General features: G+C 64.9%; 12 protein-coding genes and 1 tRNA gene. 4 read left to right on the top strand and 9 right to left on the bottom strand.

The genetic code is table 11. The features are described from left to right. The first annotated feature begins 54 nt into the window (after window positions 1-54). Window positions 55-2,574, top strand: coding sequence for an AMP-binding protein (locus tag DK847_RS16905; protein ID WP_111199720.1), 2,520 nt, complete (start codon window positions 55-57; stop codon window positions 2,572-2,574). On the opposite strand, the gene DK847_RS16900 is transcribed toward DK847_RS16905, so the two are convergent. From DK847_RS16900 to DK847_RS16865, 8 genes are all read right to left on the bottom strand, one after another. After that, entirely contained in the window at window positions 2,571-4,037 is a 1,467-nt protein-coding gene (locus DK847_RS16900) for a mannitol dehydrogenase family protein (RefSeq protein ID WP_111199719.1), read from the bottom strand. The genes DK847_RS16905 and DK847_RS16900 overlap by 4 nt on opposite strands. 32 nt (window positions 4,038-4,069) lie before the next feature. After that, on the bottom strand, window positions 4,070-4,840 hold the full coding sequence (locus DK847_RS16895; RefSeq protein ID WP_111199718.1) for an L-iditol 2-dehydrogenase: 771 nt from the start codon (window positions 4,838-4,840) through the stop codon (window positions 4,070-4,072). Then, a complete protein-coding gene (locus DK847_RS16890) occupies window positions 4,840-5,841 on the bottom strand; it encodes an ABC transporter ATP-binding protein (RefSeq protein WP_111199717.1) in 1,002 nt (333 codons plus the stop codon). The genes DK847_RS16895 and DK847_RS16890 overlap by 1 nt, the downstream gene beginning before the upstream one ends. Next, window positions 5,842-6,672, bottom strand: a complete 831-nt coding sequence (locus tag DK847_RS16885; RefSeq protein ID WP_111199716.1) for a carbohydrate ABC transporter permease — start codon at window positions 6,670-6,672, stop codon at window positions 5,842-5,844. It lies immediately after the preceding gene. Between the two features lie 5 nt (window positions 6,673-6,677). Then, window positions 6,678-7,586: a carbohydrate ABC transporter permease gene (locus tag DK847_RS16880; RefSeq protein ID WP_111199715.1), complete on the bottom strand. Its 909-nt coding sequence runs from the start codon at window positions 7,584-7,586 to the stop codon at window positions 6,678-6,680. Window positions 7,587-7,659: 73 nt separating this feature from the next. Further along, a complete protein-coding gene (locus tag DK847_RS16875; RefSeq protein WP_111199714.1) occupies window positions 7,660-8,964 on the bottom strand; it encodes an ABC transporter substrate-binding protein in 1,305 nt (434 codons plus the stop codon). A gap of 494 nt (window positions 8,965-9,458) precedes the next feature. Beyond that, complete coding sequence (gene cls / locus DK847_RS16870) at window positions 9,459-10,907, bottom strand: cardiolipin synthase (protein ID WP_111199713.1); 1,449 nt, start codon at window positions 10,905-10,907, stop codon at window positions 9,459-9,461. A gap of 56 nt (window positions 10,908-10,963) precedes the next feature. Next, the gene (locus DK847_RS16865) at window positions 10,964-11,476 is read right to left on the bottom strand and encodes an invasion associated locus B family protein (RefSeq protein WP_111199712.1); all 513 of its coding nucleotides are present in this window, start codon (window positions 11,474-11,476) and stop codon (window positions 10,964-10,966) included. 165 nt (window positions 11,477-11,641) lie between these two features. Between DK847_RS16865 and DK847_RS16860 the strand changes: the two genes are divergently transcribed. After that, window positions 11,642-12,496 (top strand): hypothetical protein, encoded by an 855-nt coding sequence (locus DK847_RS16860; protein WP_146256170.1) that lies wholly within the window; start codon window positions 11,642-11,644, stop codon window positions 12,494-12,496. Window positions 12,497-12,515: 19 nt separating this feature from the next. Further along, entirely contained in the window at window positions 12,516-13,052 is a 537-nt protein-coding gene (locus tag DK847_RS16855; protein ID WP_111199710.1) for a GNAT family N-acetyltransferase, read from the top strand. A gap of 44 nt (window positions 13,053-13,096) precedes the next feature. On the opposite strand, the gene DK847_RS16850 is transcribed toward DK847_RS16855, so the two are convergent. Beyond that, window positions 13,097-13,173, bottom strand: a tRNA-Met gene (locus DK847_RS16850). A gap of 141 nt (window positions 13,174-13,314) precedes the next feature. Between DK847_RS16850 and DK847_RS16845 the strand changes: the two genes are divergently transcribed. Further along, window positions 13,315-14,466 (top strand): MFS transporter, encoded by a 1,152-nt coding sequence (locus tag DK847_RS16845; RefSeq protein ID WP_146256169.1) that lies wholly within the window; start codon window positions 13,315-13,317, stop codon window positions 14,464-14,466. The last annotated feature ends 285 nt before the right edge of the window (window positions 14,467-14,751 follow it).

Raw genomic sequence — 14,751 nt, 5'->3', positions numbered from 1 at the left:
GCCATTATTGCCCCCTAGCTGATCGCGCAGTCGAACGGCGGAGCCAGTGTTTCCTTGAACATCCTCGAGCATCTTGCGCCCGGCAATGACGCGCCGGCGCTGGTCTTCACCGACCATGTGCTGAGCTATGCCGCACTCTCGGTCAGCGTGACCGAACTGGCGCAGCGCATGGGGCATTCGAAGAAACTGGTGGCGCTGGAGGCGCAGCCGCGGGCCGACTTCGTCATCGCCTATCTCGCCGCGCTCTCGGCGGGCCATGCCGTGGCCCTGCTGCCGCCGGGCGATGCAGCTGCCGCCGCACTCTTCCACCGCGATTTTGCGCCCGACATCAGCTTTGCGCTCAACGGCGGCGGCTGGCAGATGACGGAACGCAGCAACCGCGCGCGCGGCCGCCTTCACCCGGACCTGGCCGTCATGCTGGCCACTTCGGGCAGCGAAGGGCGGCCCCGCTGGGTGCGGCTGTCGCGGGCCAGCGTCGCGGCCAATGCCGCGAGCATCATGGACTATCTTGGCCTCACCGCGCAGGACCGTGCCGCGCAGACCCTGCCCTTCCATTATTCCTATGGCCTCTCGGTGCTCAATTCGCATCTGGCGGCCGGCGGCAGCCTTGCCTTCTGCGGGGCGAGCCTGATCGCCGATGGTGTCCTCGACGCGGCAGCGCGACTTGGCTGCACCAGCCTTGCCGGCGTTCCCTACAGCTTCGAACTGCTCGAGCGCATCGGATTCCGCCAGCGGATGTGGCCTGCGCTGCGCAGCATGACCTGCGCCGGCGGCCGCCTGGCGCCGGACCTGGTGACGCAGTATGCCGAGGCCATGCGGGCGCATGGCGGCCAGTTCTTCGTCATGTATGGCCAAACGGAAGCGACAGCGCGCATGGCCTATCTTCCGCCCGGTGAAGCTGCGGCACATCCCGACTGCGTCGGCATCGCCATTCCCGGGGGCACCTTCCGCATCGATGCGGCGTGCGGCGAGGAAGGCGAGCTCTTCTACCGCGGGCCCAATGTGATGATGGGCTATGCCACGGCACGTGCCGACCTCGCACGCGGTGCGGAGCTCGACGAACTCGCCACCGGCGACATCGCAGTGATGACGGAGGCAGGGCTCATCCGCCTCGTGGGCCGCGCAAAGCGCTTCTCGAAGCTCGCCGGCCTGCGCATCGGGCATGAGGCGATCGAGTGGTCGCTGCGCGAACGCGGCATCGCCTGCGCGGTAACCGGCAATGACGAGGCGATCACCGTCCATGCCGAGACGACGGACGCGGACGTGATCCGCCTTGCGGCGGAGGCCGCCGCCATTCCGCAGCGTTTCATCCGCCTCGCACGCCACGACAGCCTGCCCCGGCTGGCATCGGGCAAGATCGACTATCGGGCGCTCTCGGCCCCTGCCCCGTCAGCCGCTGCGACGCCTGCGCGCGACCTGCTGCAGGATGTCCGCGCCGCCTTCTACCCCCGTCCGGTGACCCCGCAGGACAGCTTCGAAAGCCTCGAAGGCGACTCGCTTGCCTATGTGCAGGTGTCGCTTGCCGTGGAGGCACGGCTGGGCCAGTTGCCCAACGGCTGGGAGGCCATGCCCATCGCGACGCTGGAGGCGATGGCAGACCGCACGGCCGCACCACGGCGTTCCTGGTTCGGCAAGGTCGAGAGCCACATCGTGCTGCGCGCCGCGGCCATACTGCTCATCGTGCTGCACCATGCCTCCAACTGGCCGATCCCCGGCGGCGCCATGGTGCTGATGATGCTGGTGGGCTATGGCTTCGCGCGCTTCCACCGCGAACCTCTGTTCGAGGGCCGCGTGTCCGCCATCCTGCATCCGATGATGCGGAACCTGCTTCCCTATTTCGTGGTGATCGCGGGATTTGCGCTCGCCTGGGAGCAGATCCCCTGGGCCTCGCTCTTCCTGGTGGGCAATCTCGGCTTCGCCGATCCGGCAAAGGGCACGATGTTGCCCTTCCAGTACTGGTTCGTGGAGGCCTATGCCCAGCTCTGCCTGGTGACCGCGCTGGCCTTTTCCTTCGGCAGCCTGCGGCGGGCCGTGGCCAGGCAGCCCTTTGCCACCGCCTTCGTGGCGATGATCATGGCCTTTGGCCTGCGCTACGGCGTGCCGCTCATTTATGACATCGGCCTGCGCAAGATCTTCCTGCTCAGCTATGTGCTGTGGCTGCCACTGCTGGGCTGGGCTGCCTATTTCGCACAGAGGACATCACAGAAGCTGCTGCTGCTGGCCGCTCTTGCAGTGATCAGCCCGGCGGCCGCCTATTTCGGCGGCAACTGGACGGGCGCCTGGGTGATGAACCTGGTGCAGCTTCCGGTCATGGCCATGCTGCTGTTTCTTCCGGCAATCCGCCTGCCGCGCCTCGTGCTGCCGGGCGTGATGCTGGTGGCAGCCTCAAGCTATCACATCTATCTCTTTCACCTCGTGATCCCCGAGCTTCTCCAACTGCAGGGCTATGGCCTATGGGGCATCGCGGCGACGGTGGCCGTGGGCCTCGTTACCGGCATTGCTGCGGCCACGCTGCAGCGGTTGGCGCTCGCAAGCCTCAGCCGCAAGGCGGAACTGGCGACGCGCGAGGCCTAGGCGCCCACGAAATCGGCCAGCGCCTGCGCGGTGCCTTTCGACCAGATGTCAGTCAGGCTCCTGGCGAAGGCCTTGCGGAAGATGGCCGACTGGCCGACATCGCCATAGACATCCTCCATCGACAACCATGCGAGCGGGTCGGACTTGGCCTTTGCCGCCAGCTCGGTGAGCCGTGGCCAGATCGGGTCACCCGCCGTGATGTCCTTGCCCGTCTCGGTCTTGCCGAAACAGTGGCGGCACCAGAGGGCCGACTCGAAAGCGAGGGAGTCGATGGAGCCTCCCGCCTTCAGCCGGTCGCGCGCCACCGGCACGATGAACTTGGGCTGGCGGTTCGAACCGTCGAAGGCCAGCCGGGGAATGGTGTCGCCGATCTTCGGGTTGGAGAAGCGGCGGTGGATGAGGTGATAGTAGTCGTCCAGGACAACTCCCGGCACCGGCGGCACCGTCGGCATGATCTCCTCGCGCTCGATCTTGGCGAAGAAGGCGCCCACAAGCGGATGGTTCATCGCATCATGGACGAAATGCACGTCGAGCAGGCTCGCCGGATAGGCGATCGCGGCATGGCCGCCATTGAGGATGCGGATCTTCATGAATTCGAAGGGGGTGACGTCCGGCACGAACTGCACGCCCGCGGCTTCGAGCTCCGGCCGGCCATTGCAGAAATTGTCTTCCAGCACCCACTGGATGAACTCCTCGCAATAGACCGGCCAGTTGTCCTCGATGCCGAAATCCTGCGCACAGAGCTTGCGCTCGCGGTCGGTCGTCGCCGGCGTGATGCGGTCCACCATGCCATTGGGGAAGGCGGCCGTGGCGGCGATCCAGTCGGCAAGGCCCCTGTCCCACAGCCGCGCGACACCAGCGACCGCATTGCGCGCAACCACGCCATTGTGGGGAATGTTGTCGCAGGACATGACGGTGAATGGCCTGGTGCCCGCCGCGCGGCGCTTCCTGAGGCCGAGTGCGATGAGGCCGAAGACGGTGCGCGGATCATCCGGGTTCCTGCCGTCGACGGCGATCTCCTCGAACTCCGGATTGAACTGGCCGGTGGCAGGATCGATGAAATAGCCGCCTTCGGTGACGGTGATGGAGACGATGCGGATCGCCGGATCGGCGAGTTGCCGGACGATCGCCGCACGGTCCTCCGGCGGGATCATGCCCAGCATGGCGCCGGTGACGCGGGCGCGGCTGACACTGGCCTCCTGCTCCACCACGGTGGTCAGCCAGTCCTGGGGCTTCAGCGCATCATGCATGTCGCGGTCGGCGGGGCGCACGCCGGTGCCGATGATGCCCCAGTCGCGCGACTTGCCCATGTTGAACAGCGCGTCGAGATAGACGGCCTGGTGCGCGCGGTGGAAGTTGCCGAGGCCGAAATGCAGGATGCCGGGCTTCAGGTCAGAGGCCCGGTAGTTCGGCACGGCGACGCCCTTGAGGCTCGGCAGGTTGGCGCGGTTCAGCTTCGTCATGTCACTTCTCTCTGCAAATCGGGTGATGAGCGTCAGCTCATCCACTGGCCGCCATCGACATTGTAGGTCTGGGCGACCACGTAGTCGCTCTCGGATGACGCCAGGAAGATGGCGCAGCCGACATGGTCCTCCGGCCTACCCATGCGGCCAAAGGGAACGCCCTCACCGACGAGGCGCTTCTTTTCGCCCTTGGGGCGGTTCTCGTATTTGGCGAAGAGCCCGTCGACATGTTCCCACATCGGCGTATCGACGACGCCGGGTGCGATGCCGTTGACATTGATCCGGTGCGAGATGAGGGCAAGGCCCGCCGACTGGGTGAGGGAGATCACCGCGGCCTTGGACGCGCAATAGACGGCGACCAGCGCCTCGCCGCGACGTCCGGCCTGCGATGCGAAATTGATGATCTTGCCGCCCTGGCCCCTGCGCTTCATGCTCTCCGCCACTTCCTGCAGCATGAAGATCAGGCCCTTCACGTTGACGTCGAAGACGAAGTCATAGCTCTTCTCGGTGATCTCGCCCCAGGGCGCCATGTCGAAGACTGCGGCATTGTTGACGAGGATATCGATGCCGCCCATGCGCTTCTCGCATTCGGCGACGCAGTCCTTGATCTCGTCCAGCCTGGTGACGTTCAGCGCATAGGCGAAGGACCCGTTGCCGATCCTCTGCGCCAGCGCATCGGCCTCGGCGAAGTTGAGGTCCGCCACGCAGACACGCGCACCCTCGCGGGCATAACCTGCCGCAATGGCGGCACCGATGCCGCGTGCACCGCCGGTGATGATCGCGGTCTTGCCCTGGAGACGCATCAGACGAGAACCTTTCCCTGGGAGTCGAAACGATGAAGCCGTGACGGGTCGAAATGCAGCGCCACCATGTCGCCGGGCTTGCCCGCATAATCACCCGGTGCGCGCACCGTGAGGCGGCCGGCATCGCCTGCCTCGACGTGAAGGAAGGAGTCGGACCCCAGATGCTCGGCCAGGGTGATGGTGCCGCGCGCCTCGCCGCCTTCCGGAACGATGGCGATATGCTCGGGCCTGATGCCGAGGGTGGCGGCCTTGTATGCCGCGGCGAAGGGGCCGGTGATCAGGTTCATCTTGGGCGAGCCGATGAAGCCCGCGACAAAGACCGAGTTCGGCCTGTTGTAGAGATCGAGCGGCGAGCCGACCTGCTCGATGACGCCCTTGTTCAGCACCACGATGCGGTCGGCCATGGTCATGGCCTCCACCTGGTCATGGGTCACGTAGATCATGGTGGCGTCGAGCTGCTGGTGGAGCTGCATGATCTCGACGCGCATGTTGACGCGGAGCGCGGCATCCAGGTTCGACAACGGCTCGTCGAACAGGAAGCACTTGGGCTGTCGCACGATGGCGCGGCCGATGGCGACACGCTGGCGCTGACCGCCGGAGAGCTGGCGGGGCTTCCTCTCGAGATAGTCCGTGAGGTTCAGCGTGGCGGCGGCCTTGGCCACCTTGGCGTCGATCTGCTCCTTCGGCTCGCCCGCCATCTTGAGGCCGAAGGCGATGTTGTTCCTCACACTCATGTGCGGATAGAGCGCATAGGACTGGAACACCATGGCGAGGCCGCGCTTGGCCGGCGGCACGTCGGAGACATCCGTACCGTCAATCATGATCTGGCCGGAGGTCAGGTCCTCGAGACCCGCGATGAGGCGCAGCAGGGTTGACTTGCCGCAGCCCGACGGACCGACGAAGACGATGAACTCGCCATCCTCGATGTCGAGATCTGCACCGGGAATGATGACGGCCTCGCCGAAGGCCTTGCGGACGTTCCTGAGGGAAATGGTGCCCATTTACTTCACTGCTCCGAAGGTGAGGCCGCGGACGAGCTGCTTCTGGGCGAACCAGCCGAGGACGAGGATGGGGGCGATGGCCATGGTGGAGGCCGCCGACAGCTTGGCCCAGAACAGGCCCTCCGGGCTCGAATAGGAGGCGATGAACTGGGTCAAGGGTGCGGCATCCTTGGTGGTCAGCGTCAGCGTCCAGAAAGCCTCGTTCCAGGCGAGGATGATGTTGAGGAGAACGGTGGACGCGATTCCCGGCACGGCCATGGGTGCGAGCACATAGATCAGTTCCTTGCCGATGGACGCACCATCCATGCGCGAGGCCTCGAGGATCTCGCCCGGGATTTCCTTGAAATAGGTGTAGAGCATCCAGATGATGATCGGCAGGTTGAGCAGCATCAGCACCATGATGATGCCGATGTGGCTGTCGAGCAGCTTGAGGTCGCGGAAGATCAGGTAGAGCGGGATCAACGCGCCCACCGGCGGCATCATCTTGGTGGAGAGCATCCACATCAGCAGGTCCTTCGTCCGCTTGCCGGGTGCGAAGGCCATGGCCCAGGCGGCAGGGACAGCGACGAGGAGCCCGATCAGCGTCGAGCCGAGCGCCAGGATCACCGAGTTCGACGCGAATTTCAGATAGTCCGAACGCTCCTGCACGACGCCGTAATTCTCCAGCGTCCAGTCGAAGAACAGGAAGGTGGGCGGAATGCTGACGGCTTCGCCTTCCGTCTTGAAGCTCGTGAGGATCGTCCACAGGATCGGGAAGAAGATGGCAAAGCCGATGACCCAGGCGAGGCCTGTGAAGATCAGCTTGCGGCGGAGGGGAACTGCGCGTGCCATGTGTCTCAGCCCTCCAGGTTCTTGCCGATCATGCGCATCAGGAAGAAGGCGACGATGTTGGCAAGGATCACCGCGATGATGCCGCCGGCCGACGCGCCGCCGATGTCGTTCGAGAGCAGGCCATACTGGTAGACGAGGAAGGGCAGGTTTCCGGCGCGGCCGCCCGAGCCCGTGACATAGATCTCCGCGAAGACGTTGAGGAGGAAGATCGTCTCGATGAGGATGACGACGGTGACCGGCCGCGCCAGATGCGGCACGATCATGTACCAGAAGAAGGACAGGGGCGGTGTCCCATCCATCTGGGCCGCTTCCTTCTGCTCCTCGTCGAAACTCTGCAAGGCGGTGAGGATGATGAGCGTGGCGAAGGGCAGCCATTGCCATGACACCATGATGACGATCGCCGTCATCGGGTAATGCGCGAACCAGTCGATGGCGCCGAAGCCCAGTGACTTGGTGATCCAGGCGAGGAAGCCCTGCACCGGGTGCATCATCATGTTCTTCCACACCAGTGCGGAAACGGTGGGCATGACGAAGAAGGGTGCGATCACCATGAGGCGGACGAAGTTGCGGCCATAGATGGCCTGGTCGAGCAGCAGGGCCAGCAGCGTGCCGCCCGCGACCGAGATCACCAGCACCCAGAACACCAGCAGCAGGGAATTGCGCATGGCCTTGAAGAAGGCGGGGTCGGTGAGGAAGTAATAATAGTTTGTGGTGCCCGCGAGGCAGCGGTTGGCCTCGTCGATGAGCGCGCCGGGCGTCAGCAGCGAGCAGGCGGGATTGGGATCGAGCAGGTTGTAGCGGAGGAAGGAGAACCAGATGGTCATGCCCAGCGGCACGATCATCCACAGGAAGAGGGCGAGGACCGATGGTGCAACGGCGATCCGGCCGATCGAGCGTGTCTGCTGCGTTGCCATGAATCAAGCCCCGGAGAGGGAGGGAAAATGGCTGCCCGGAGGAGTCCGGGCAGCCCAGTTGCGGGAGGTTTCGTTACTTGATGTAGCCGGCCTTGGTCATCTCGCGCGTCGCCACGTCCTGGGCCTCGGCGAGTGCTTCATCCGCGGTCTTCTCGCCGGCCAGCGCCGCCGAGAAGATCTGGCCCACCGTGGTTGCCATGCCGGCAAACTCGGGGATCGCCACGAACTGCACGCCGACGTAAGGCACCGGCTTGACGGTGGGCTTGGTCGGGTCAGCCGAGTTGATCGAGTCGAGCGTCATCTTGGCGAAGGGAACCTTGGCATATTCCGGGTTCGCATAGAGCGAGGTGCGGGTGCCCGGAGGAACATTGGCCCAGCCTTCCTTGGAGGCGACGAGCTCGGTGTAGTGCTTGGACGTGGCCCAGTTGATGAACTTCTGGGCGGCCTCTTCCTTCTGCGTGCCGGCGGGAATGGCCAGCGACCAGGCCCACAGCCAGTTGCCGCGCTTGCCCAGCCCGTTGTCCGGCGCCAGCGCGAAGCCCACCTTGTCGGCGACCTTCGAGTCCTTCGGGTTGGTCACGAAGGAGGCAGCCACCGTGGCGTCGATCCACATGCCGCACTTGCCGGCGTTGAACAGCGCCAGGTTCTCGTTGAAGCCGTTGGACGAAGCGCCCGGAGGGCCATCGGTCTTCAGCAGGTCGAGGTAGAAGTTGAGGGTGTCCTTCCACTCCTGGGTATCGAACTGGGGCTTCCAGCTCTCGTCGAACCAGCGCGCACCGAAGGAGTTCGACGTGGCCGTGATGAAGGCCATGTTCTCGCCCCAGCCGGCCTTGCCGCGCAGGCAGACGCCGTAGATTTCCTTGTCCTTGTTGGTGATCTTGCCGGCGATGCGCTTGATGTCCGCCCAGGTGGGGGCATCCGGCATCTTCTCGCCCGCTGCCTCGACGAGGTCGGTGCGGTACATCACCATGGAGCTCTCGCCATAGAAGGGTGAGGCCATCAGCTTGCCGTCGACCGTGAGGCCGCCAGCGATGGCGGGCAGCAGGTCAGCCGGGTCGTCGACCTGCGTCAGCGGCACGAGCCAGCCCTTCTTGCCCCAGATCGGCACTTCATAGGTGCCGATGGTGAGGACGTCGAACTGGCCGCCCTTGGTGGCGATGTCGGTCGTCACCTTCTCGCGCAGCACGTTCTCCTCGAGGGTCACCCACTCGAGCTTGATGTCAGGGTTGTTCTTGGTGAAGTCCTCGGTCAGGCCCTGCATGCGGATCATGTCGCCGTTGTTCACGGTGGCAATGGTCAGGGTTGTTTCGGCCGAGGCGGTCGAGGCAAGGGCGGCGAGGCTGATCGCGCCCAAAATGCCTGCCAGAAGAGATTTCATATGGTCCTCCCGTTCGTGCGAGCAATTATTTGCTCATTGTGAGAGCATATGTTCACTCAAGGAGAGTGGTCAATCCGGATCTTGTGGTGCAGTGCACCGTCATTTCGCTTATGCAGCAGGGAATTTCAGGCATGCCATTGCCCTACGGGCCCTTCGGATCGCTCACTGGCGCCCGTTGACTGGGCATTTGCTCTGAGTATCGCATCTCAATGGGCGTGCTGATGAAGATTGGGCAGTGGGCCTGCCACTCCACTCAACTTTAACGCCTTTGCTCATCTGGCCTTATGAATTTGTTCAGGCTTTGTCCCTGAATTTTGCAAACGTTTGCAGGGCGGCTTTCGCAGTCCATCACAAGCACGGTCAAGCCCTCAAAGCCAAGATCCAGAAATTGCTCAATTTTTTGGATTTACGCCTAAAAGTTGTGCAAACTGCTGTCCGCAACCCTTTGCACAACGCTTTGCAAGATTCGCCTTTCGTTCCGGACGAGATGAAAATCAGAGAAGCGGCGTCATCAACCGCATTGTCGACTCGATGAGCCTCGCGCCCACCGGACGCTTTGCCCAGGGCACCAGCATCACGGCGTCTGATTGATCCAGGTAGCTCTGCTGAAGCGCCCGGAGATCGGCCACGAAGCCCCGGTCATAGACCAGAAGCGAAACCTCGTAGTTCAGCCACAGGCTCCGCATGTCGAAATTGGCGGTGCCGAACATGGCCTGCTCGCCGTCGACGGTGATCGACTTGGTGTGCAGGAGGCCGGCCTTGAACTCATAGATCTCGCAGCCAGCGGAGATGATCTCGTCGAAGAACGACCGGCTGGCGTGGCGGACCAGGAGGGAATCGATGCGCCGCGGCAGCACCACGACGACCCGAACCCCGCGGGCGGCCGCCCCGCGCAGGGCGGTGACGAGAGCATCCTCCGGCACGAAATAGGGCGTGGTCAGCACCACCTCATGACGGGCACCATTGATGAGCGCCAGCATGATCTGCAGCAGGCCATCACCCGACTCACCCGGTCCCGACGCCAGAACCTGCACCGGCGCCTGGCCCCTTGCACTGCTTGGCGCAAGCCCCGTGGCCGCCAGGACCTGCTCCAGCGTGACGCCACCTTCCGCCACCCAGTCGCTGATCATCACCGCGCCCAGCACGCCGGCAACCGGCCCCTCGATGCGCACCATGGCATCGACCCATTCACCCACGCCCGAATCCTGCTTGAAGAAGCGCGGGTCCACCATGTTCATGCTGCCGGTCCAGGCGATGCGGCTGTCGACCACCACGATCTTGCGATGCAGTCTCAGGTCGGTGCGCCCCGCGATGCCGCGCAGCAGCCCCACGGGAAGTGCGGCGCGCAGTTCCACCCCGGCCCCACGCAGAAGTCCGGGCTCAGGGCCCCTCCACCAGCGGCCGGCCCCCATGGCGTCGACCAGCACCAGGCACTTGACGCCGCGCCGCGCCGCGCGGGTCAGCGCGTCCAGCACGTCGCGTGTCAGGCCGCCCTCGGTCCAGATGTAGAATTCGACCAGGACACTCCGCTCTGCTGCTTCGATGTCGGCCGCGATGTGCCGCAGCATGGCGAGCGTGTCGCCGGAGAGCGCCAGGCTGTTGCCGGTGAAGGCGGGTGCGCCGAAGAAGCTTTCCCCCGCCCGCTCCAGCGGGCGCTCTTCCGGGGTCAGCTGCGTGCTGCCCCGCAGCAGCCGGTTTTCCGCAATATGGGGTGCGGTGATCTTGCGGAAGTCGCCCTGCATCTGGGCCAGGCGCTCCGCGCGGCTGCGCGAGATGCGCCGCTCGCCGATGAGGAAATAGAGCACCGCACCGATATAGGGCAGCATCATTGCCATGAGCAGCCAGGCAAGCGCCACGCCGCGTGCCGGGCGGCGCAGCAGCACACGCAGGATGACGGCCGCCATCAACGCGGCATGGATGACGATGATGATGAGTGAAGTCATGTCGGGTGCCAGCTAAGGCGAGACAGGGCGCAGAGGCAAGCGGCCTTGTCTGCCTGCTAGTTCCTGGGCGTGTCGAGCGCCTTCAGGCCCTCGTCGAGGCCCTTCAGCGATACCGGGATGGTCGTCGCCTCGCCCACGCCGCGCATCTTGAAGGTGATGGACAGCGACCCGGCGCCACGCAGCGTCTCCAGCAGGCTGTCGCTCACCGTGGTGCTGGCAATGCAGCCACGCCTCACGCAGGTCTGTACGGAAAGAAGCAGCGGCGTGCTCCCCGCCTTGCCGGCAACGCCTGCCGGAATGTCGAGCCCCAGGGGCAGAACCGCGGCAAGCCGCAATTCATGGCTCTGGTCATGGCGAGCCAGCGCAATGGAGGCCACGGGCAGCCTGGTGTCGCGCGCCATGATCTTCTGGTGGAGCGCGCAGGCCTCCTGGCCTCCGCTGAGCTTTGCACAGTGCAGGACCCAGTCGCCGAAGGTCCGGTCGGCCGCGGGCGTCCCGTCAGCGGCGGCAAGCCCTGACGAGACACAGAACGCGACAATAAGCGTGAGGAGCGCGATGATGTTCTTCATGTGACGCGTCGAACCCGGCAAGACCAACTGGCCTCCAGCATAGGGTGGCGCGCAGGTGGGTTCAAGTTCAACCCTGTTGGCAGGCCCGCCGGCCGCAAACGTTGTTCCTGTTGATCTTCACCGCGCAATGGCATGTGATCGGCAAGCGCAGGAGGCGACACGGTCATGCAACAGGACGTGGCACGAGACCACGTGAACACCTTCTGGAACGGGGATGCGCTCACCCCCGTCGAGGCCGCCTGTCTTGCCAGCTTCGTCACCCGGGGCATCGAGGTCCGGTTCTTTTCCTATGACGCGCCTGTCCTTCCGCGGGGCGTCACATGGCACGACGCCAGCACCATCCTGCCGCGGGAGAGGTTGTTTCATTTCGACGGCAGCCCCTCGGCCTTCAGCAACATCTTCCGCTACAAGCTGTTGTTCGAGCGGGGCGGCTGGTGGGTCGACACCGACGTGGTGATGAGGGGCGCTGGCCTGCCCGCGGTCACTCATTTCTGGGCAAGGCAGGACCGGACGCGGATCAATGGCGCGGTCCTCAAGTTTCCAAAAGGCGATGGGCTGTGCGAGCGTCTCCTGGATGAAAGCGAGGCGCGGGCCAGGGCCCTGACCGGTTGGGGCGAGATCGGGCCGGACCTGCTGACCGCCTTCATCGCTGGTGGGCCCCATGACCTCTATACGCAAGACAGCGAGACGACCTACCCCGTGCACTGGCTCGAAACGCATTACTTCTGGTTCCCCGAATATCTCCCCGTCGTGCACGCGCGGATCGGCCGGTCGATCTTCGTGCATCTGTGGAATTCGCTGTTCGATCGCATGGGGCTGAGCCTCGAGCATCCGGTGCCGCGCGGGAGCTACCTCGCGGAGCTCGTGCAGGACCTGCGCCCCGGCCATGTCGTTCCGCTCGATTCCGCGCGCCGCAACTCGGCGGCCGGATCCGTCAGGGCCTATCTCGCCCAGGACTGGGTGGAGGACAGCTGGAACGCCACACGGCGGCCGGGCGAAAGCCTGCTGCGCCCGCAATGATGCGCAAGCAACGCAAGTCATGATACTTCACACGCCGCGCCTGACCCTCAGCCCATGCCGCCCGGAAGACGGCCGCGACTTCATCGCCCTCGAGCACGACCCCGACGTGATGCGTCACCTGACCGGTGGACGTGTCGGCGCCCAGGTGCCGGCTGAGCTTGCCGGCACATATCTCCAGCCGAGGGGCGGCGAGCCGCATGTCTGGACAGCGCGGCGAAATGGCGCCGCGTCCTTCGTGGGCTGGTTCTGCCTGTGGCCCGAGACGGATCAGCATGCCGAGCTCGGATATCGCCTGCGGCGGGACCACTGGGGCCAGGGCCTGGCGTCGGAGGGGGCGGCGGCCCTTGTCGGCTGGGGCTTCGGGTCGGCAGGCTATCAGCGCATCACCGGCTGCACGATGGCCGCCAACCATGCTTCGCGGCGGGTGCTGGAAAAGGCGGGCTTGAGACATGTGCGCACGCTGCCGGCTGCATGGGCTGCGGCAATCCCGGACGGTGCCGGAGGCGAGGTTCATTACGAAATCACCCGGGGCGACTGGATCGCGCAGTCTGCCTGATCCGCAAACAGGAAACCCCGCCCTCTTGCGAGGGCGGGGTTTTTTGGTTGCGGGAGCCAGATTTGAACTGACGACCTTCAGGTTATGAGCCTGACGAGCTACCGGGCTGCTCCATCCCGCGTCGAAACGCGAGCTGTATGTAGCAACGCGAATCCTGTTTGTGAACCCCTCATGACACTTTTCTTTTGGGCTGTTGGCAGCCATGTGAGCACGTCGGGTCGGGGCGGTTTCCCTGCCCGTTCCGCTGGGCTAGAAGCGGGCGATGAGTGCACGTGCCTCTCCCTCGCCCCGCATGGCCATCACAACCGTCTTCGTGACCTTTGGGGTCGCCATCGGCGCCCTCGCCGGTTCCATGCCGTCGGTGATGCGCAATGCCGGCATCGGCGCGGAGACCTTCGGCCTCGGGCTGACCCTGTCGACCGTGCTGACGGTGGGCGCGATGGCGGCGGGCGGGCAGATCGCCCGTGCCGCCTCGAACCGCGCCGTGCTGCTGGCCGTGCTGCCAGCCTTCGCGGTGTCGCTCGGCGCCTATCTCACGGCGGCATCGCCGACGTGGTTCTTCGTGACCATTCCCGTGATGGGCCTGTGTTTTGGCCTCACCGACCTGTTCATGAACGCCGAGGCGGTGGCACTCGAGCATGACCTGAAGCGGCCGATCTTCATGACCTTCCACGGCGGCGTCTCGGCCGGTGTCGGCGTCATGGCGGTGGCGGCGAGCTGGCTGTCGACACAATGGGGAACCTGGGCCGTGGCCGCGGTGGCGGCGGCGATGTTCGCCCTGTCATGGGTCATGGTCCAGCGTGCCATTGCGCCGCGCGCCCTCGCAACAGGCAAGGCCGCGCGCATCGGCACGCTGCCGAACAAGACACCGTTGATGCTTCTCGGCATCGCGGCCGGGCTCATCATTGCGGCCGAAACGGCGGCCCTGCTGTGGTCGGCCAAGCTGCTCGACGAGATCGCGCCGTCGCTGGCGGCGATCGCCGGACTGGGGGCTGCGTTCTTCGGCCTGTGCAATGCCGCGGTGCGCTTCCCGGGCGACCGCATGCGTTCGCTGCTGGGTGAGATGCCGCTGATGTTCGCTTCGCTCTCCGTGTCGATCGGCGGATTCGTGGCGCTGGGCCTGTCGACATCCTTCATCGTCAGCGTTGCGGCCTTCGCCTCGGTCGGCTTTGGCCTCGCGCTGCTCATCCCCACGATCTTCGCCATGTCGGCGCGGCTGGTGCCGGAGAATCGCGCCGGGGCCCTCAGCTTCGTGTCGCTGCTGACGGCGCTTCCACGCATCCTTGCGCCGCTGGTCTTCGGCATGGTGGCCGCGCGGCTGGGCATTGCCTTCGCCTTCGGCCTGGTCGCCGTGGGTCTTCTGGCCTCGCTCGCGCTGATCGTCTCGTTCAAGCGAAGGGGCCACGCGGCTTGAGCAGAGCCACGCCGATGCCGGGATCCATCTTTGGGCATGGGGGCGTGGGGGTGTTGGGTGTGTGGTGTTGATTATGGTTTGCTGAACGCAAGAACCGCCGTGGCTGGGAGCCGACGGCGGTTGTTGTGTATTGCGATTGTGGATGAAGGGGTTTTCCTGTCGATGCTCTTGTCCGGAAAGTCTTCAACTTTGCGGGAGCATCATTTCTCTGTCCTTTGCAGGCCTGGCAGCGACCTACTCTTCCGCGTCTTAAGACGAAGTACCATTGGCGCTGGGGCGATTTAC

Origin of the sequence: Aestuariivirga litoralis (genome assembly GCF_003234965.1) — a bacterium.
GTDB classification, from domain to species: domain Bacteria; phylum Pseudomonadota; class Alphaproteobacteria; order Rhizobiales; family Aestuariivirgaceae; genus Aestuariivirga; species Aestuariivirga litoralis.
This window is presented reverse-complemented; position numbering and strand designations above follow the sequence as displayed.